Below are 17,772 nucleotides of genomic sequence, written 5' to 3' on the forward strand. Positions count from 1 at the left end.
CAGAGGCTGCGGAATCAGGCAGACAGGCCAGCGCTCGACGAGCGCCGGCACGGTCTCCGTTTCGGCTACGCATCACAGCATGCGCGAGAGGACATCATTCTCCTTGTTCCGATCGAGGAAGCGATGTTTCAGGACTGCGAGAACGTGTAGCGCGACCACGAAGAGCAATGTGTACGCCAGAAGCCTATGCAGCAGCTGGAATAGCCTGAACTGTGTATCGTCCTTGGGTAACAGCTCCGGCACCGTAATTCCAAAGAAAACGACCCCGTCACTCTGCGTAAACGAACTCGACATCGCATACCCCATGAGTGGGACGACAATCATCAACACATAGAGAGCAATATGGGCTGCCTTGGCGGCAGCGACCTCCCATTTGCCGAGGCCGGTTGGCAATTCCGGTACTCCCGCCCATATGCGAAATACGAGTCTCAGAGATACGAGAAGGAATATCAGCAGTCCGAACGACTTGTGGAGCGGATACAAGGCCTCCGGCCCGGACTCGCCTGCCGTGGTCATTACCCAACCGAGTGCGATCATCGCCAACACGATCGCCGCCATAATCCAGTGTAAAACGCGAATTGCCAGCGGGTATCGAGCTCTGCTCATACGTAATCTCTCGGTGGATGGCCGACCACGTCACCTGCCGGCGTTGGACCTATCCGCTGCCCGTGGTTGGAAAACTGCCTGGCATATTGCAGGGCGTTGCCGACGTGTACAGGCATCAACGGCCCGGAAATCATCCATAGCGGCGATCTTCGCCGAAGCTCCACGCTATCTGTGCACACGCCAAATATAAGCCAGCAATATCAAGTCGATAGAAAGGAGCGATGATGCTCGTCTGCCGCTTGATCGTCTTCTGCGTCATCATGGCAGTCTTCGCCATCATGTTCTCGACCGCGGTCATAGACGCGCATCGAGAGGAGTTCATAGCCCGCGCGCTGTATATGGAATGAGATGGATGGACTGGCGCAATTTTCTCCGAACTCGACGAATGGGTAATGCAACATGAGGTTGTTCCTGTCGATCTTTCCGAGACTAAATCCACAAAACATTCATATGCCGTCCACTAAACTGCAACATGCCGGCGATATGAGGGGAGATCAATTAGCGGATGGGGGCTGATGCCTGTTGATTTGCAAAGCATCGGTGCGAGAAGCAGGAGCTTGTTGTCACCTTCCATCGGCGGGAAGGTCTCGTCTTCGGCGATGCGCAAGCTGCGCATCCTGCATCTACTTTTCGCAGACGAAATTGCAGGGTCAGAGAGGCACTGTATCGACCTCGCCAATGGACAGGCAGCTCTCGGGCATGAGATTCACGTCGTCGGATTTCGCGGCTCGCCGATCGTCCCGCTGCTCTCCGACAAGGTCAATTTTCACGGGCTCTCGACTGCGCTACTGCGTGGGATGAGACTGCGACAGTTGATTGCGAAGGCCCGAATCGAGGTCGCGCATGCACATCACAGCCCAGGAAGCAGGACCCTTGCCAGCGTTCCCGATAGCGTGACGACGATTGCGACCCTGCATGTCGGGTTCAAGCCGAAGCGACATGCACGGATGGACGGCGTCATCTGCGTGAACCGCGATCAGTTGTCCCGCCTGGACGGTTACGCCGGTCAAGCAGGTTTGATTTCGAACTGGCTTCCAGATGCGGTGAGTGGGGAGGCCGTAGACCTGCGTTCCAAATTGAATCTGCCTCGTGAAACGCGGTTGGTGGGCGCCGTAGGTCGACTGCATTCCAGCAAGGGAAACGACGTCCTCATCGCAGCCTTCAGACGATCTGCGCCAGAAAATGCGGCGCTGATTATAGTCGGCGAAGGGCCGCAGCGCAGCGAGTTGAAAAAGATTGCGGGAGGCGACCGTCGAATCCACTTGCCGGGCTATACGGACAACGTGCCTGGATTTCTGCGCAATCTGGACCTGTTCGTTTCTCCGTCTCGCGAGGAAACGTTCGGCCTGGCCATACTTGAGGCCATGCGTGAAGGCCTCCCTATCATCGCAACAGCGACGAAGGGACCCTCGGAATATCTGCATGGCCATCCAGTCAATCTGGTGCAACCTGGTTCCATCGACCACCTGTCAGCGGCGCTGATTGACGCCCTCAAGCCTCAGGGCGTTGTGAGCCACGCGCGCGTTGGGTACGATTTGACTGCTTTTTCTCGCTCGACGGGTATCGACAATGTCCTTGATTTCTATCGCGAAGTCGCTGACAGAAAACAGCGTGTCGACACGAACTCTGCCAAGGCGCCGTTGCTGTATGTTGGCCAGACCTAAGAGTGATTTACGCAGGCTTTCACCAATCAACGCTCGCAAACTCCGCAAACGCACCGTGATGCGAAAGGTCAACCTGCCATCCGATGACAGGTCTCGATATTTTTGCTGGGAGCCTGAAAGACGCCTCAGTAGCTCTGCTCATTAACGAACTGAATGCGCTTTGGCAGCAAGCGTCCAATCGGGCGCCGGACAATCAAGGTTATGCGGCGATCGAATCCGAGATGTCGCCGAGATTGTCGATGGCGATCAAGAGTGCGTAAGGAGCTCTCATGCCACTGCTCCCCGCGCCAGCCAACCGAGAACTCCGCCGAGGATCAGCGCAGCATAGGCGACGCCAGCGACCGCGAATTGGCCGGCAAATACAAAGCCTGTGATAGCGCCGGACAGCCCGGTCAGGATGCAGATGAGGATGATGTCTGCTCCCCTCCGAGGACGATCATCTGCAGTGCGACGCTGCTCCTCGGCAGCTTCGCTGATAACGCAAGGATCGTTTCGAGAAAGCACAGCCCCGTGGTCGCGTGGATATTGCCCGTGGTCGCAATCATCAACACCGTCGTTTCGCCCCCGTCCAGCCTGCATCAAAAGGTCGCCCTTCTATCTGCCGTCCATCGAATCGACAGACGGAAAATCGATGATATTTTCACTGTGAACTCTTCTCCAGTGGAGGGGGAATAAGGTTTCCGGCCCTTTCTTTCGCTCCACTATCGGGGGCCCGCGTTCAGTTTGTTCGCAGGCCCTGTGGAGTTTAGATGGAGGCCGTTGCTGGCTATCGACGCAGCCCAATGTGAAGGAAAGAGTTCACGAGGCCGGCCCGCCTATCCAAAGGTCCGAAGTCGAATTCATTCCTCCTTCGAACATCCACACAACTTCCACGTATCGCCAACGTCGTGACGTTATGGAGGCTTCCATCCAGCGGTTGGAAACTCGATGTCCGTTAATTCAAGAAATGGCGACGCAAGTCGCGTTGCAACATTTGAAAGCTCTCCCCATCCTTCTATGGATCAAGGAGCGTCATCCTCCGGCAACCGGAAAGCAACAAGCAAGCAGCGAATCCTGCATCTGCTTTTTTCTTCTCGAATAGCGGGATCGGAAAGGTATTGTATCGACCTTGCCAACGGACAGGCGGCCCTTGGCCACGAGGTGCATGTTGCGGGAAGATCTGCCTCCCCGATGGCCGCCCTCCTGTCCAAGGATGTCGTCTTTCACGGCTTCGCGATGCCTTTCTTGCGCGGCATGAGATTGCGGCGGTTGATGACAAGCGCGGCGATTGAGATTGCTCACGCACATCTCAGCCCTGCCTGCAAGGCGCTTGCCACTGCTCCCACCAGCGTATCAAAGATTGCAACGCTGCATGTCGGCTTCAAGGCAAAGCAACATGCCAGCCTCGACGGCGTGATCTGCGTGAACCGTGCCCAGTTGTCGCGTCTTGGCAACTATACCGGCCAAGCGCGCCTCATTTCGAACTGGCTGCCGGCTGCGGAAGAGGGCGAGAATTTCGACCTGCGTTCGAAACTGAAGTTGCCGCGCGAAACGACACTCGTCGGTGCCGTAGGGCGATTGCATCCGAGCAAGGGTTACGATGTCCTGGTGTCGGCCTTTCAACGGGCTGCTCCTGATGACGCGGCGTTGGTCATTGTCGGCGGGGGACCACAGCATGCAGCGTTGAAGAGCCTTTCCAGAGGCGACAGCAGAATTCATCTGCTGGGGCATAGCGATAACGTCTCCGGATTTTTACGCAATCTGGATCTGTTCGTTTCTCCGTCCCGCGAGGAATCGTTTGGCCTCGCCATACTTGAAGCCATGCGCGAGGGGCTTCCCATAATCGCGACAGCGGCAGAAGGTCCATCGGAGTATCTGCGTGACCATCCGGTGACCCTCGTGGAGCCTGGCTCTATCGACCGCCTTGCTGCGGCTCTAGGCGATGCATTCTATGTAAAAGCCGCCGTCGGCCTGTCCCGTGTGGTTTACGAATTGAGCCCGTTTTCTCGAACAGACGGCATTGCCAATGTTCTTGATTTCTATTCCCAGGTTGCCAGAGGGAATGCAGCCCAAATCTCCTCAGATACCTCCCGCCATCTCTGACAATTTACGATCCCTCCACCCAACCTCCGTTCGGCCGCGATCATATTTCGATCCAGTCATTCTTACTCGGCCGGGATATCTGCAGGTTTCCCGCGCAGTTCGTGCTGTCGGGAACCTCGCGATTAGGCGGGCGGAGTTTGCACGGATGTGGTGTCGAGCATCAGCGAAGAGCGTTCGCTGGGCGTCAAGTAGCCCGTGGCAGAGAGATTTCGAACACCGCACCTCCGCGTGAGGAATTGCGGCATGAAGCCTGACCACCATGTGCTTCCGCAATAGCGCGAACTATGGACAGGCCGAGACCGGAACCACCGTAAAGGCGGGAGCGGGAATCGTCGGCGCGGGTGAAAGGTTCAAATGCGCGCTTGTCAAAATTGGGCGGCAGCCCTGGGCCAGAATCTTCAACCCGGATGACGGCCTCGTTTCCTGAGGCCAGTGTAAAAACTTCAATACGACCAGGTCTGGCATAGCGTTGGGCGTTGTTCAGGAGCGCCAGAAGCACCTGCCGGAGCCGGACCGCATCCGCCGGAACGGTCATATCCACAAGAGCAAGCTCCAGCGAAAAACCTGCTTGCTGAAGCGACGGCGCGACCACATCCGCGACCTTCCTTATTTCTGCGGCGAGATCGATAAGCTCGATCTGCAGGTCCAGACGGCCCGCATCAGCAAGGGTGACGACGCGCAGGTCGTTGACCAGCCTTGTGAGCCCTTCGGTCTGAACCATGAGGCCGTCGATCAATTTCTCGTCGACGGGGAACAAACCATCGGCAACGCCCTGCAGCCTGCCCTTGAGTATTGTGAGCGGGGTCCTGAGCTCGTGGGCAATCGCCGCATTCCAGAAGGCGACGTTGTCGGCCATGTCCTGAAGCTTTTGCGCCATGATGTTGAAGTCCGCGACCAGATGGGCGGTCTCGCCGAGCGAGTGGTCGCCTGGGGTCGCGCGAGCGGTGAGGTCTCCATCTGCGATGCGGCGAGCGCTCTCGGCAAGCGAGTTGATCGGCACGAGGATGCGCGCAGCGAGTTTGAGGGAGACAAATCCTGCAACGAGCAAGGCCGGGAAGGCAAGGCCGGTGAGAATCAGAAGATCGGTCCCCGATGGCAGCCAGCTATCCTCGTCCAGCAAATACGGAAAGAGCGAAATCAGAATGGCATAGATAACGTAGACGCCGAAGAACACGACCAAGACGGCAATCATCGTGACAACCGCCATCGACAACAGGATCTGACGGCTGAGAGCGGGGCGTCGGATCATTGCTCGGCGGCCAGTCTGTAACCGACGCCGCGAACACCGGACAACATTCCGGGAGCACCAGCCAATTCAAGCTTCCTGCGGAGATTGCTGACATGGCTGTCCACCGTCCGGTCGAGCGCATCACCTCCGGGAAGGCAGGCGTCGACAAGCTCTCCGCGCGCAAAGACCTTCATTGGTGCTCTCGCCATATGGGCGAGAAGTCGAAATTCCGTGAGTGTCAACGGCACGGCTTTGTTCTCTCCGTTGGCTTCGACCTTTGCCTGATAGCCATCCAGATCGATCGTCAGCCGGCTTACCCGCAGCACGCCCGCCGCGTTGCCCAGCCCGGCACGGCGAAGGACCGCCTTGGCGCGAGCAACCACCTCGATAGGATTAAAGGGCTTTACGATGTAGTCGTCGGCGCCGATGCGAAGGCCCTGGAGGCGGTCGATATCCTTATCAAGGGCCGTGATCATGATGACCGGAGTATCGCCCCTGCGCCTGATCTCGGCCAGCACTTCCCAGCCGTCAAGGCGTGGCATGGTCACGTCGACGAGCATCAGATCCGGCTTTAAGGCGAGGTGCAGGTCAATCGCCGTTTTCCCGTCGGCGGCACGCACCGTGCGAAACCCTTCACGCGTCATGTAGGCGTCGAGGATATCGACGATCTCCGAATCGTCTTCGGCTATAATGGCGAGAGCGTTCATCTAGCTAGGCACCGTTGTTTGAAGGCTTGATAATATTCGATGTCGCAGCGCCCCGTCGAGCTATCAACTGCCATCTGCGCCATACCTCCACATGATCTCCACGATTTGCCAGCGTCCACAGGCAATAGCGCTGATGAAGAAGCGCCGCCAGCGCGCATGCGGATTGGATATGACATATGGTTTATGGGTTGCGAGTTTCGCTCGTTGTTCTCGGTGCGTTGACAGCCGGCGTTCTGTCCGGATGCAGCAACGAAAATTCCGGCGGAGCAACTGGCGAACAAGGCGCGCTGCCGCCCGCGCGGGTAACGGTGACATCCGCCACGCCGGAAACGGTGACAATCATCGACGAGTTGCCAGGGCGCGTCGCAGCTTTCCGGACGGCCGAGATCCGCCCCCAGGTGGGTGGCATTATCGAGAAGCGATTGTTCGAGCAAGGCTCCAAAGTCGAGGCGGGTCAGCCGCTGTTTCAGATCAATCCGGAGCCCTTCAAGGCGGAGGTCGAAAGTGCCGCGGCGGCGCTTCAGCGGGCGGGGGCTGTGGTTGTCCGCGCACAGGCCAAATTCGAGCGTTCGAAGGCGATGGTCGGCGCCAAGGCGATCAGCGTGGAAGCCTATGACGAAGCCGTCGCGGATCTCGCCCAGGCCAAGGCGGGAGTCGCTGAAGCCAAGGCAACCTTGCAGCGTCGCCAGCTCGATCTGGCGTTCGCCACCGTCAAGGCGCCGATTTCGGGCCACATCGGTCAGGCACTGGTCAGTGAGGGGGCGCTGGTTTCTGCCTCCGGTACGAACGCGCTGGCGATCGTCCAGCAGATCGACAAGGTCTACGTGGATGTTCGGCAGCCCGCCTCGCAGATCGACGTTATTCGCGACGCTGCCAAATCGAGCGAGCTCGACGATAGATGGAAGATTCCCGTCGCTATCTTCTCGGTCGGCGGAAAGCCATATCCGGTATGGGGACGGACACTGTTTTCCGAAATCAGCGTCGATCCGGGCACCGGCAACGTAACCGTACGTGTCGAGGTCGACAATCCGGCTCAGCTTCTCCTCCCGGGCATGTATGTCCGGGCCCGGCTTCCGCGCGCCGTTCGCCGCGACGCACTTCTCGTGCCGCAGGAAGCTGTCGTTCGCGATCCGGCCGGTCGACCTCAACTGGTCGTAGCCGGTGGCGATAGGCATGGGGAGCGGCGCGACGTCGAGCTTGGAGAGACCGTTGACGGCCGTATCATCGCCACGTCCGGCATAAAAGCCGGTGAAACGGTCGTTGTGCAGGGTCAGGACCGCGTTCGCGACGGCGCTCTGCTGGAAACCGTACCGTTCACTGCTGGAGGCAACTCCAACGCCACCACGCGGCAGTGAGGGAAAGCATCGATGCCTCAGTTCTTCATCAACCGCCCGGTTTTCGCCTGGGTTATCGCCATCTTCATCGCGCTTGCGGGCGTCATCGCTATCCCGCAGCTTCCGGTCTCGCGCTATCCAACCATCGCACCACCGAGCGTCAGCATCAGCGCAACCTACACGGGCGCCACTCCGCAAACGATCAATGACAGCATTGTCAGTCTGATCGAGCGTGAATTGTCGAGCGTCAGGAACCTTCTTTACTTCGAATCGACCGCCGACACGTCGGGAAGCGCCAGCATTACAGCGACATTCAAGCCGGGAACGGATCCGGATATAGCGCAGGTAGATGTGCAGAATCGCCTCAAGGCCGCGGAAGCGCGCCTGCCTGAAACAGTCCGACGCGCCGGCGTGAACGTCGAATCCGCATCCTCCGAGTTTGCGATGATGGTCGCACTCAATTCAAAAGACGGCCGGTACGATGCGCTCGCCCTCGGCGACTATATGGTCGGCAACATCATCGAAGAGTTGAAGCGCGTCGAAGGGGTCGGCCGTGTGCAGTCCTTCGGTTCGGAAAGGGCGATGCGCATCTGGGTCGATCCTGCCAAGCTCGTCTCTTATTCCCTTTCGCTGTCCGACATCACCCAGGCGATCCAGAACCAGAATGCGCAGATCGCGCCGGGACGTGTCGGCGACGAACCGACGATGCTGGGGCAGAAGATCAGTATTCCGCTCACGGTCCACGGCCAGTTGGCGACACCGGAGCAATTCGCAGCGATCGTGCTTCGCTCCGAACCCGATGGCTCCAAGCTGCTTCTCGGGGAAGTCGCCCGTATCGAACTCGGGGCGCAAAGCCTCGCCTTCTCGATCCGCAACAATGGCAAGCCCGCCGCCGCTGCAGCTATCCAGCTGGCGCCGGGAGCAAATGCGGTGCGCACCGCCGAAGGTGTTCGCATGCGCCTCGCCGAGCTCGCACAAGCGATGCCGGCGGGGATGGAATATACGATACCCTACGACACCTCGCCATTTGTAAAGACTTCGATCCAGAAAGTGGTCCAGACCCTTGTTGAAGCGATGATGCTGGTCTTCTTCGTGATGCTGCTCTTCCTGCAGAAGATCCGTTACACGTTGATTCCGGCGATCGTCGCACCGATCGCCTTGCTCGGCACCTTCGCGGTGATGTTGGCTGCCGGCTTCTCCATCAACGTGCTGACCATGTTCGGCATGGTGCTGGCCATCGGTATCATCGTCGATGACGCCATCGTCGTGGTGGAGAATGTTGAGCGTATCATGGCAACAGAGGGCCTACCGCCCAAGGAAGCCACGCAGAAGGCGATGAAGGAGATCACCGGCGCCGTCATCAGCATCACGCTGGTGCTGGTGGCGGTTTTTATTCCCATGGGGCTCGCAAGCGGTTCGGTCGGCGCGATCTACCGGCAGTTTACGCTGTCCATGGCCGTATCCATCCTGTTCTCGGCCTTTCTCGCGCTGACGCTCACACCGGCGCTTTGCGCGACGGTGCTGAAGCCGGTTGATCCGCGCCACAGTGAGAAGAAAGGCTTCTTCGGCTGGTTTAACCGCAACCTCGACAGGATAACCAGCGGCTACGCCGGCTGGGTCGGATTGCTGGTGCGCCGCGGTGGGCGGATGATGGTGTTCTATCTCGTTCTCGTCGCGGCACTCGCCTATAGTTACCTGCAACTGCCTTCCGCCTTCGTCCCCGAAGAGGATCAGGGCAGCTTCATGACATCGTTCGCACTGCCGGCAGACGCGACGGCTGAGCGTACGCGCAGCATTGTTTCGATGTTCGACACCCTCGTAATGTCGAGGCCGGACGTTGAAAACAACATCTCGATCATGGGCTTCGGTTTCTCCGGTTCGGGTCCGAACGCTGCGTTTGCCTTCACTAGCCTGAAGGACTGGGCCGAGCGCACCACGACGATTGACGAGGAGATCGGTGCCGTGACAGCGGCAATGGCGACTGCACCGGAAGGCACGGTCATGAGCCTCAAACCACCTGCAATCGATTCTCTTGGCACCACATCAGGCTTCTCGCTGCGTCTCGAAGATCGCGCCAATCGCGGTAGCGCCGCCCTGAAGGCAGCGCAGGATCAACTCCTGCAGCTTGCCGCGCAAAGCAAGCTCGTCACCGGCGTATATCCTGAAGGCCTGCCGGATGGTGCCAGCGTCACGCTGGAGATCGATCGGCAGAAGGCGGAGGCCCTGGGCGTAACCTTCTCGATGATCAGCGACACGCTGACGGCGGCCATCGGATCAACTTACGTCAACGACTTTCCCAATGCAGGGCGGCTGCAGCAGGTCATCGTGCAGGCGGATGCGCCGAACCGCATGCGGACTGAAGACGTTTTAAAGCTCTATGTCCGCAACAACGCCGGCGGCATGGTGTCGTTGTCGGAGGTCGTCAGGCCGGTATGGCAAACTAGCCCGCTGCAGCTCGAGCGCTACAACGGCTATCCGGCGGCGCGTATCGCCGGGAACGCGGCCTCTGGTGTTTCCAGCGGTGCCGCCATAACAGAGATGGAACGACTCGCGTCGCGTCTGCCTTCCGGCTTCATGGTCGAGTGGACGGGACAATCGCTCCAGGAAAAACAATCGGCCTCGCAGGCTCCGATGCTTCTCACGCTCTCGATGCTGGTCGTCTTCCTGGTGCTGGCTGCGCTCTACGAGAGCTGGTCAATTCCCTTCTCCGTAATACTGGTCGTACCGCTCGGTATCTTGGGTGCGATCATGGCTGTCCTGTTGCGCGGGCTGGAAAACGACGTCTTCTTCAAGGTCGGCCTGATCACCATCATCGGCCTTTCGGCGAAGAACGCGATCCTGATCGTGGAGTTTGCGAAGAACCTGCGCAACGAGGGGCATGACATCCGCGATGCCGTCATTGAAGCAGCGCGCCTGCGGCTGCGGCCGATCCTGATGACATCGCTTGCCTTCACACTGGGCGTCGTACCGCTGATGATTGCGCATGGCGCGAGTGCCGAAACCCAACATGCGATCGGCACCGGTGTGTTCGGCGGCATGGTTTCCGCGACCGTATTAGCGGTGTTTTTCGTCCCGGTCTTCTACGTCGTCGTTATCAGGCTATTTGGTCGCCGCGGCAAGAACTCCGCCAGCACTACACCACAGCCGGACAATCCTCCGGCCGCCTGATCCAGGCGCATTTGAATTATAAAACAGGAAAGAATCCAAGACGATGACCAGTGCGACACAGGCCACCCCTGTAACGGGTTCCTGGAACAAGGCTCTGCCGGTATCCACACAAATTATCGGCATGCTGTCTCTTGTCCTGTCCCTCGGCGCCTGTGCGGTCGGGCCTGACTATATGAGACCTTCGCTTGCGCTCCCGATCAAATATAGCTCGGCGGATCGGACCCAATCGATTGCCAGGCCGCAATTGTCCCGCTGGTGGACCCGCCTCGGCGATCCGACTTTGAATGCCCTCATCGAGGAGGCCATCCAGGGCAACCTCAATGTCGCGGCGGCGAAGGCCCAGGTCAGGGAGGCGCGCGCGACCTACCGCCAAGCAGAAGGCACCCTGTTGCCGGCACTTGGAGGCAACAGTTCCGCGAACCGTCTCAGAACCGCGACCACGGCCGTGAGGGGAGCCACCACCGATCAGCAGGATTCAACGCAATATCAGGCTGGATTCGACGCGAGCTGGGAAATCGATTTCTTCGGCAGGAACCAGCGCGGCGTCGAGGCGGCTTTCTATGGCTTGGAGGCAGCCGACGAACAATTGCGGCTGGCCATGCTGACGCTCATCGGCGACGTTGCCTCCAACTATGTGTCCGCTCGGGGCTATCAGGCGCGCATCGCGCTCGCACAACGCACGGCGAAGGTGCAACGCGATGCGGCGCAACTGATTAAGGTTCGAATGGCCGCAGGCTCGGCAACGGCCATGGATCTTGCCAACGCCACCGGCCAGGCGCGATCGACCGAGGCCGCGATACCGGGCCTGAGGATTTCCTACGCCGAAGCGGTCCACCGGCTCAGCGTCCTCACGGGCCGTGCGCCGGGCGAGCTTACGGAACGGTTGAAGCGCCAGGCACCGATCCCGCGACCAAAGCTGCCGATGCCGGTCGGCATTCCCGCCGATACCCTGCTGTCGCGGCCTGATATACGCTCAGCGGAGCGCCAGCTGGCCCAGGCGACCGCGAGGATAGGCCAGGCAGAAGCCTCAAGATACCCTTCGATCAATTTGATCGGCAACATTGCCACCACCGGGCTTAGCGTCGGAGATCTCGCCAAAAACTCTTCGATCGGCTGGTCGTTCGGACCTGCGCTCAACGTTCCGCTCTTCAGAGGCGGGCAATTGCAGGCGGCGGTCGAGGTCATCCAAGCTCAACGGGACCAAAATTTCGTGGCGTATCAGGCCGCGGTGTTGAGATCCCTCGAAGAGATCGAGAATGCGCTGGTCGCGCTGGCGCAGGAAAGGGTGCGTTACGGCAAGCTCTCAGCATCAGTCGAGGCCTATCGCCAGTCTGCGACATTGTCCCGGACTCTCTACGAAGGTGGTTCGGCGGACTTCATGTCCGTCCTCGATGCGCAACGCTCCCTCTACAGCGCCGAGGATGCGTTCGTTCAAAGCCGCATCGCGCTCGCCAACAGCTACGTGGCGCTGAACAAAGCACTCGGCGGCGGCTGGGACGGGGGCGTCGATGCCTCGAAGCGGGAGATTGTCGACAAAGACATGGGACCGCGACTGGCGCGAAAGCCATGAAGAATGACAGTGAGCCGTCTATTCGGCGCTGCAATCGGCTTCTTGAGACGGCGCGCTGCCGATTCCTGCCTTCTTCATCGTCGCTGTTTGCCCATTGCGAACTTATCCTCACGGACGGAGAGGAAGGCGGTTGTTTGTGGTGCCGGTTCAAGCCTGGACCGCTCCAGCCGGTGTGGCCGCGCCCATTCTCCAAAAGCACCACGCCATGCCCCGCCGCCGGTTGCAAGCGCATAGACACCGAAATCGCCGTCGATACCGGAGGCGCCTGCCGGCACAATCAAACGGCCATACTTTCCACGTATCGGCGCCAGCCCCCGTAGGCAGTGATATCGGGCTGCTCTTTGACGGCGATCGCCTCGCACAGAAAACCGGTGACCAAAGATCCATCTTCCAGCGAGAGTTTTCCCACGCCAAGCGGCGCCGGAATCCGATCGATGAAATCTCCAAAGTCTGCCACGGGCAAAGCCCAGACCTCGACATCGATCGGGGCGCCGCTCGACACGTCGCGGACCAGGCCGGGCTTTGGAGGCGCGGTGCCATTCAATGCGAAGAGACGGTAATCGCCGCTGGTTCGGGCGGCTCTTCGAAACAGACCTGATCGCTGTGTCAGTTCGTGATTGAGCGGCATTCCGGAAAGGTGTGCGCCGACGACCGCAATTTCACGATAGCCATCGGGCAAGGATGCGTCAGCCGGTTCCGGATAGGGGTTGTCGAATTTGCCGAGCTTGAGCCCGGTCGCCCTGTGGAAAGAAGCTGCGATACCGGCTGCTCGCGCCTCGTTAAAACCAGGGGCGAGGAAGGTTACGCCAAGAGGCAGGCCGTCCCTGCGGAAGCCGTTGGGAACGGCGATGCCGCACAACCCCATCAGGTTCACGAAATTGGTGTAGATACCGAGATTGCTGTTGAGTTGAATGGGATTGGCGGCAATCTCTTCCTTGGTGTAGATCGTCGGCGTTGTCGGGACCAATAGCACGGCAATGTCGTTCCAGAGGGCACGCGTATCGCGCTTCAGTTCGGCGATCCTGTGAATGGCTGCAAAGGTGTCGCCAGCCGTAAAATTTGTGGATTTCGACAGGATCTGACGTGTGACCGGATGGATCGACTCTCCATGCTTCTCAAGCACGCTGTCGAGGCTCAACGCTCTTTCTGAGATCCATGGCCCCTCGTAGAGTATACGCTGCGTTTCCTCAAACGGAGCAAAGTCCACTTCGACCTTTTCTCCTCCCATCGCCGTCAATCGCGCCATCGCCTCGCCGAAGAGCCTTTCAGCTTCGGTATCGCCGAAGAAGCGAAGTGCTTTGTCAGCCGGCACACCGAAGCGGAAACGCGGCGGCGCGGGCGCGGGTATCAGCGGAACGGCGTCCGCTTCCGGCCGGGAGAACGGGTATGACGGGTCGTATCCGGCGATCAGCCTGAGGACGCTCATGCCGTCCTCGACGGTCAGCGAGAAGATCGCGAGCGTTTCGATCGTCTTGACGCAGCCTCCGCCGGACACACATGCATTGCTGACGAGGCCAGGCGTCGGCTTGATGCCGACGATGTTGTTGAAACCGGCCGGCACGCGACCGGAGCCGGCGGCATCGTTTGCGATGGAAAAGGACGACAGCCCTGCCGCAACCGAGACGCCCGACCCGGAGCTCGATCCTCCCGAAATGAAGCGATCATCGAAGACCGACGAGCAGGCGCCATAGGGCGTGCGCATGCCGACAAGGCCGATGCCGAACTGATCCATGTTGGTCTTGCCGATGAGAATGGCGCCGGCGTCGAAGATCCTGTCCAGTGCTTGACCGCTGGACGTCGCGATATAGGCACCTTCCTTCAGGGCATTCGTGGTGGGGAGGCCGACAATGTCGTTGCAGTCCTTCACGGAAAACGGAATGCCCCATAGCGGCCGCCCATCATAACCTTCTGCCTCCAGCGCTTCTGCCGTCGCAAGAGCAGTCTCGCGCGACACGAGATAGGTCCAGACGTGATCCTCGCCGCGCGCCGCGATGCGATCGTAGATCGCGTTGATCACGCGCGTCGGCGTCAGCGTCCCGGCCGCATAGGCGGACGAGAGCGTCGAAAGGTCGAGGCTTCCCGTCGTGTCGGACCATTTCAGTTCGGACATGGCTTCACTCCTGATGATTTCCGAGAACCGCCTCGACAGCGGCGGCTGAGGCAATCGCGCCGAAAAGGCCGTTACCGAATGTGGTTATGCGCAGCTGCGCGTCATGGCGCGCCGGAGAGGTTCCCTTGCAGGCGTCGATGACGGTCAGGCATTCGAAACCCATGTCGTTTGCCGCGCGCTGCGTTGCGTGCACGAGCCCGTCGGTCGGAAGGCCGGTCACGAGAAGGTTGCGAATTGCGCGCCTGCGGAGAGTGTCCTCAAGGCCGGTCCCGAAGAAAGCGTTGTCGCCGGCATGATCGATGATAATGGTGCCGAGCGGAAGCGATATGCTGTCATCGAACTGCCAGTCTGCGCTGCCTTTTTGAGGGAGTTCATCGCCAAGGACCGCACGTCGACGTGCCAGAGCGCCACCGTCGGGGTCCTGTCCACGCCTTGAGGCGATGATGGCAAGACCGCGACGGCTGGCCGCCCCGATCAAGCGGATGGCGGTATCGCGCTCCGCTTCGGCGGCGAGGCCGCGGACGCCGCCGCTCTGGAAGCCGAGGAGCAGAAGGGCGGTATCACCGGATGACCATTCGCCGTCGAAGGGCCACGCATAGGGGTTGGCGTCAATCCGCCCGAAATGATCCATCGAGTTCTCAATCATCCGCCGTTTCCAGCATGGCGGCAAAAGCGCTCCGATCGGCAACGCCACCCCAGCGCCCGCCAAAGGCTCGAAGGATTTCCAACGTCGCTTCGTGGTTTCGGGTTTCGACCGCAGCGGTGCAATCTTCAAGAAGGACACATTCGATGCCATGCTCGAAGCCGTCGCGGATCGTGGATTGCACGCAGCAATCCGACGTCACGCCGGTGACGACGAGCCGCGAAATGCCGCGGCTTTCGAGCTGCTCGGCAAGATCGGTCCGATGAAACGAGGATTTGCCGGGCTTGTCGATGACGATCTCCCCGTCGATCGGTGTCAATTCCGGAATGATCTGCCAACCGGGCTCACCATGAACGAGTATCCGGCCGGTCTTTCCCATGTCGCCGATCCCCAGCCCGTGACGGCGCGTTCGCCATTGCTTGTTGGTGTGGAGATCGGAAAGATCGGGATGATGTCCCTCACGGGTGTGAATGACCGTCAGGCCGGCCGCGCGGGCGCGGGCGAGCGCCTCAGCGATAGGTGTGATTACCGAGCGGGTGTTTGATACATCTTCGCCAAGCTGGTCGACCCAGCCGCCGGCTGCGCAGAAATCGATCTGCATGTCGATGATGATCAAGGCGATACCGGCTTTGGAAACCGTGCCGCCCAGAGGCCAGAAGGTCGCGGTCGACTCTTTGCTCACAGGCGAGCTCCACTTTCCGGATCGAAGAGCAGGATCAGCGACGGATCCACGGAGAATGTCACGCGCTCGTCGCGTCGCACACGATGGCTGCTGTCGACGAGCGCTTTCAGCCTCGGCGCCGATTTCATCATGTCACGTTCGTCGTCCATGACGACGGCACCGCTCGCAGCCGTTCCCTTGTCCTCCATGTGGACGAGCAGATCGGCGCCGAGGTCTTCGACGAAGGAGGCTCTTGCTGAGATTGTGCCGGGCATACCGGCATTGTCAGATAGTTTCAGATGTTCGGGCCGGATGCCGATCGTGACCCGTTGATCGATGCGGCGGGCCGCGCGCTCGCTCTGTTGCGCGAGCGGCAGCAGGAATTCGCCGATTGCAACCGCTGGGCGGTTGTCGTGCGCGATGAGGCTGCCCTCCAGAAAGTTGATTGGCGGGGAGCCGATGAAGCCGGCGACGAACATGTTGACCGGATGATCATAGAGCGCACGTGGCGTATCAAGTTGCTGCAGCGTTCCCTTGTTCATGACGGCGACCCGGTGGCCCATCGTCATGGCTTCCACCTGGTCGTGGGTGACATAAACAGTGGTGACCGCCGTCATGCGCTGCAGTCGCGAGATTTCGGCGCGCATCTGACCGCGCAGGCGCGCATCGAGATTGGAAAGCGGTTCATCCATCAGGAAGGCGTTCGGCGAGCGCACCAGGGCGCGACCCATGGCGACGCGCTGCCGCTGGCCGCCGGAAAGACGGCTCGGCTTGCGATCCAGAAATTCCGTCAATTCCAGCAGCGCGGCGGTTTCGCGCACCTTGTCGGCGATGACTTCAGGCCTGGCGCCGCGCACCTTCAGTCCGAAGGCGATATTGTCCGCAACGGTAAGATGCGGATAAAGCGCGTAGGATTGAAAGACCATGGCTATATCGCGGTCGCGAGGCGACAGATCGTTTGCCACCGTGTCATTGATCTTCAACTTGCCGGAGGAGATATCCTCCAGGCCGGCGATCATGCGAAGAGCGGTGGTCTTGCCGCAGCCGGACGGGCCGACCAGTACCATGAACTCCCCGTCGGCGATCTTGAGATTGAAATCACTCAGCGCGGCGGTCTTGCCGCCGGCATAGGTCTTTGAGACGTTCGTAAACGAGATTTCGGCCATGCTGTCTGCCCTACTGTACGCCGTTGGTCGCGCCCTGAACGAAGTAGCGGTTCATGAAAAGCGCCATCAGGACAATCGGTATGGTGGAAAAGTGAGCAAGAGCTCCGAGCGTGCCCCAGGTAATGTCCTTGGTCCCATAAGCCGTTAGCAGCGCGACCGAGATCGGCTTTGAATCCAGGGTCGTCAGAAACATCGGGTGAAGGAAGTCGTTCCAGGAGAACATCATACAAAAGAGTGCGCAGGCGATGATGCCGGAGCGCACAGACGGCAGGGCCACGCGCAGGAACGCACCGATCAGCGTGCAGCCATCGGTCAGCGCGGCCTCTTCCATGTCCGGCGGCAGCGACTTGAAGTAGGAAAACATCATCCAGGTCACGAAGGCGCAGTTCAGCATGGTATTGAACACGATGACCGCCCACCAGCTGCCGAGCAGGCCGATGTCACGCATCAGCAGATAAAAGGGGATCAGTGCTGCGATCGCCGGGATCATCCGGATCGCCAGGAAGAAATAGGCAAAGCCCGTGGCAAAGCGTGCTTTGGAGCGCGCCAGCGCGTAGCCGGAGGGAACGCCGAGCAGAAGCGAAAGAAGTGTCGTGCCAAGGCTGATCACCAGCGACGAGCGGACGAGCGAAACGACGTCGAACAGCGCAAGGGCCTGGCGAAATTGATCGAGCGTCGGCTCGAAGGTCAAGCGCGGCGGCACGGTGAATATCTGGTTCGACGGCTTGTAGGCGGTCGCGATCAGCCAGCAGACCGGAAGCAGGAACAGGAGGGTTGCAACGAGGACGACCGTGCGCTCGGCAAGGATGCGACGCCTGGAAACACGTGACATC

The 17,772-nt window shown here is 59.9% G+C and carries 15 protein-coding genes; 6 read left to right on the top strand and 9 right to left on the bottom strand.

Features of this window, described 5'->3' with window-relative positions:
* Nucleotides 1-72: 72 nt before the first annotated feature.
* Nucleotides 73-606, bottom strand: a complete 534-nt coding sequence (locus tag KQ933_RS22610; protein ID WP_216760084.1) for a cytochrome b — start codon at nt 604-606, stop codon at nt 73-75.
* Nucleotides 607-736: 130 nt separating this feature from the next.
* Nucleotides 737-904 (bottom strand): hypothetical protein, encoded by a 168-nt coding sequence (locus KQ933_RS22615; RefSeq protein WP_216760085.1) that lies wholly within the window; start codon nt 902-904, stop codon nt 737-739.
* Between the two features lie 217 nt (nt 905-1,121).
* Between KQ933_RS22615 and KQ933_RS22620 the strand changes: the two genes are divergently transcribed.
* From KQ933_RS22620 to KQ933_RS22630, 3 genes are all read left to right on the top strand, one after another.
* Nucleotides 1,122-2,270: a glycosyltransferase gene (locus tag KQ933_RS22620; protein ID WP_253958392.1), complete on the top strand. Its 1,149-nt coding sequence runs from the start codon at nt 1,122-1,124 to the stop codon at nt 2,268-2,270.
* 252 nt (nt 2,271-2,522) lie between these two features.
* The gene (locus KQ933_RS22625; RefSeq protein ID WP_216760086.1) at nt 2,523-2,945 is read left to right on the top strand and encodes a hypothetical protein; all 423 of its coding nucleotides are present in this window, start codon (nt 2,523-2,525) and stop codon (nt 2,943-2,945) included.
* Nucleotides 2,946-3,197: 252 nt separating this feature from the next.
* The gene (locus tag KQ933_RS22630) at nt 3,198-4,352 is read left to right on the top strand and encodes a glycosyltransferase (RefSeq protein WP_253958393.1); all 1,155 of its coding nucleotides are present in this window, start codon (nt 3,198-3,200) and stop codon (nt 4,350-4,352) included.
* Between the two features lie 184 nt (nt 4,353-4,536).
* Here KQ933_RS22630 and KQ933_RS22635 read toward each other — a convergent pair whose 3' ends face one another.
* The gene (locus KQ933_RS22635; RefSeq protein ID WP_253958394.1) at nt 4,537-5,559 is read right to left on the bottom strand and encodes an ATP-binding protein; all 1,023 of its coding nucleotides are present in this window, start codon (nt 5,557-5,559) and stop codon (nt 4,537-4,539) included.
* A gap of 38 nt (nt 5,560-5,597) precedes the next feature.
* On the bottom strand, nt 5,598-6,287 hold the full coding sequence (locus tag KQ933_RS22640; RefSeq protein WP_216760088.1) for a response regulator: 690 nt from the start codon (nt 6,285-6,287) through the stop codon (nt 5,598-5,600).
* A 176-nt stretch (nt 6,288-6,463) separates the two neighbouring features.
* On the opposite strand from KQ933_RS22640, the gene KQ933_RS22645 reads away from it, so the two are divergent.
* From KQ933_RS22645 to KQ933_RS22655, 3 genes are all read left to right on the top strand, one after another.
* Nucleotides 6,464-7,642 carry an efflux RND transporter periplasmic adaptor subunit gene (locus tag KQ933_RS22645; RefSeq protein WP_216760089.1) on the top strand — a complete coding sequence of 393 codons (1,179 nt, stop codon included), beginning with the start codon at nt 6,464-6,466 and terminating at the stop codon, nt 7,640-7,642.
* Between the two features lie 12 nt (nt 7,643-7,654).
* On the top strand, nt 7,655-10,789 hold the full coding sequence (locus KQ933_RS22650) for an efflux RND transporter permease subunit (RefSeq protein ID WP_216760090.1): 3,135 nt from the start codon (nt 7,655-7,657) through the stop codon (nt 10,787-10,789).
* Nucleotides 10,790-10,961: 172 nt separating this feature from the next.
* On the top strand, nt 10,962-12,359 hold the full coding sequence (locus tag KQ933_RS22655) for an efflux transporter outer membrane subunit (RefSeq protein ID WP_253958450.1): 1,398 nt from the start codon (nt 10,962-10,964) through the stop codon (nt 12,357-12,359).
* 277 nt (nt 12,360-12,636) lie between these two features.
* Here KQ933_RS22655 and atzF read toward each other — a convergent pair whose 3' ends face one another.
* From atzF to KQ933_RS22680, 5 genes are read right to left on the bottom strand one after another with little or no spacing between them, the layout of a single operon-like run.
* Entirely contained in the window at nt 12,637-14,469 is a 1,833-nt protein-coding gene (gene atzF / locus KQ933_RS22660; RefSeq protein ID WP_216760091.1) for an allophanate hydrolase, read from the bottom strand.
* A 4-nt stretch (nt 14,470-14,473) separates the two neighbouring features.
* Nucleotides 14,474-15,115 (bottom strand): cysteine hydrolase, encoded by a 642-nt coding sequence (locus tag KQ933_RS22665; RefSeq protein WP_216760092.1) that lies wholly within the window; start codon nt 15,113-15,115, stop codon nt 14,474-14,476.
* Entirely contained in the window at nt 15,108-15,794 is a 687-nt protein-coding gene (locus tag KQ933_RS22670) for a cysteine hydrolase family protein (protein WP_216760093.1), read from the bottom strand. The genes KQ933_RS22665 and KQ933_RS22670 overlap by 8 nt, the downstream gene beginning before the upstream one ends.
* The gene (locus tag KQ933_RS22675; protein ID WP_216760094.1) at nt 15,791-16,939 is read right to left on the bottom strand and encodes an ABC transporter ATP-binding protein; all 1,149 of its coding nucleotides are present in this window, start codon (nt 16,937-16,939) and stop codon (nt 15,791-15,793) included. Before KQ933_RS22675 ends, KQ933_RS22670 begins: the two co-directional genes overlap by 4 nt.
* Before the next feature lie 10 nt (nt 16,940-16,949).
* Nucleotides 16,950-17,771 carry a carbohydrate ABC transporter permease gene (locus tag KQ933_RS22680; RefSeq protein WP_183800303.1) on the bottom strand — a complete coding sequence of 274 codons (822 nt, stop codon included), beginning with the start codon at nt 17,769-17,771 and terminating at the stop codon, nt 16,950-16,952.
* Nucleotide 17,772: the final 1 nt, after the last annotated feature.

This window comes from Rhizobium sp. WYJ-E13 (assembly GCF_018987265.1).
Taxonomy (GTDB): Bacteria; Pseudomonadota; Alphaproteobacteria; order Rhizobiales; family Rhizobiaceae; genus Rhizobium.

Excerpts from the sequence above, each read along its gene's own strand:
- KQ933_RS22640 (WP_216760088.1), bottom strand. The coding sequence starts at position 6,287 with ATGAACGCTCTCGCCATTATAGCCGAAGACGATTCGGAGATCGTCGAT.
- KQ933_RS22630 (WP_253958393.1), top strand. The coding sequence starts at position 3,198 with ATGTCCGTTAATTCAAGAAATGGCGACGCAAGTCGCGTTGCAACATTT.
- KQ933_RS22650 (WP_216760090.1), top strand. The coding sequence starts at position 7,655 with ATGCCTCAGTTCTTCATCAACCGCCCGGTTTTCGCCTGGGTTATCGCC.
- KQ933_RS22680 (WP_183800303.1), bottom strand. The coding sequence starts at position 17,771 with ATGTCACGTGTTTCCAGGCGTCGCATCCTTGCCGAGCGCACGGTCGTC.
- KQ933_RS22675 (WP_216760094.1), bottom strand. The coding sequence starts at position 16,939 with ATGGCCGAAATCTCGTTTACGAACGTCTCAAAGACCTATGCCGGCGGC.
- KQ933_RS22610 (WP_216760084.1), bottom strand. The coding sequence starts at position 606 with ATGAGCAGAGCTCGATACCCGCTGGCAATTCGCGTTTTACACTGGATT.
- KQ933_RS22655 (WP_253958450.1), top strand. The coding sequence starts at position 10,962 with ATGAGACCTTCGCTTGCGCTCCCGATCAAATATAGCTCGGCGGATCGG.
- KQ933_RS22645 (WP_216760089.1), top strand. The coding sequence starts at position 6,464 with ATGGTTTATGGGTTGCGAGTTTCGCTCGTTGTTCTCGGTGCGTTGACA.
- atzF (WP_216760091.1), bottom strand. The coding sequence starts at position 14,469 with ATGTCCGAACTGAAATGGTCCGACACGACGGGAAGCCTCGACCTTTCG.
- KQ933_RS22615 (WP_216760085.1), bottom strand. The coding sequence starts at position 904 with ATGACCGCGGTCGAGAACATGATGGCGAAGACTGCCATGATGACGCAG.
- KQ933_RS22620 (WP_253958392.1), top strand. The coding sequence starts at position 1,122 with ATGCCTGTTGATTTGCAAAGCATCGGTGCGAGAAGCAGGAGCTTGTTG.
- KQ933_RS22635 (WP_253958394.1), bottom strand. The coding sequence starts at position 5,559 with ATGGCGGTTGTCACGATGATTGCCGTCTTGGTCGTGTTCTTCGGCGTC.
- KQ933_RS22665 (WP_216760092.1), bottom strand. The coding sequence starts at position 15,115 with ATGATTGAGAACTCGATGGATCATTTCGGGCGGATTGACGCCAACCCC.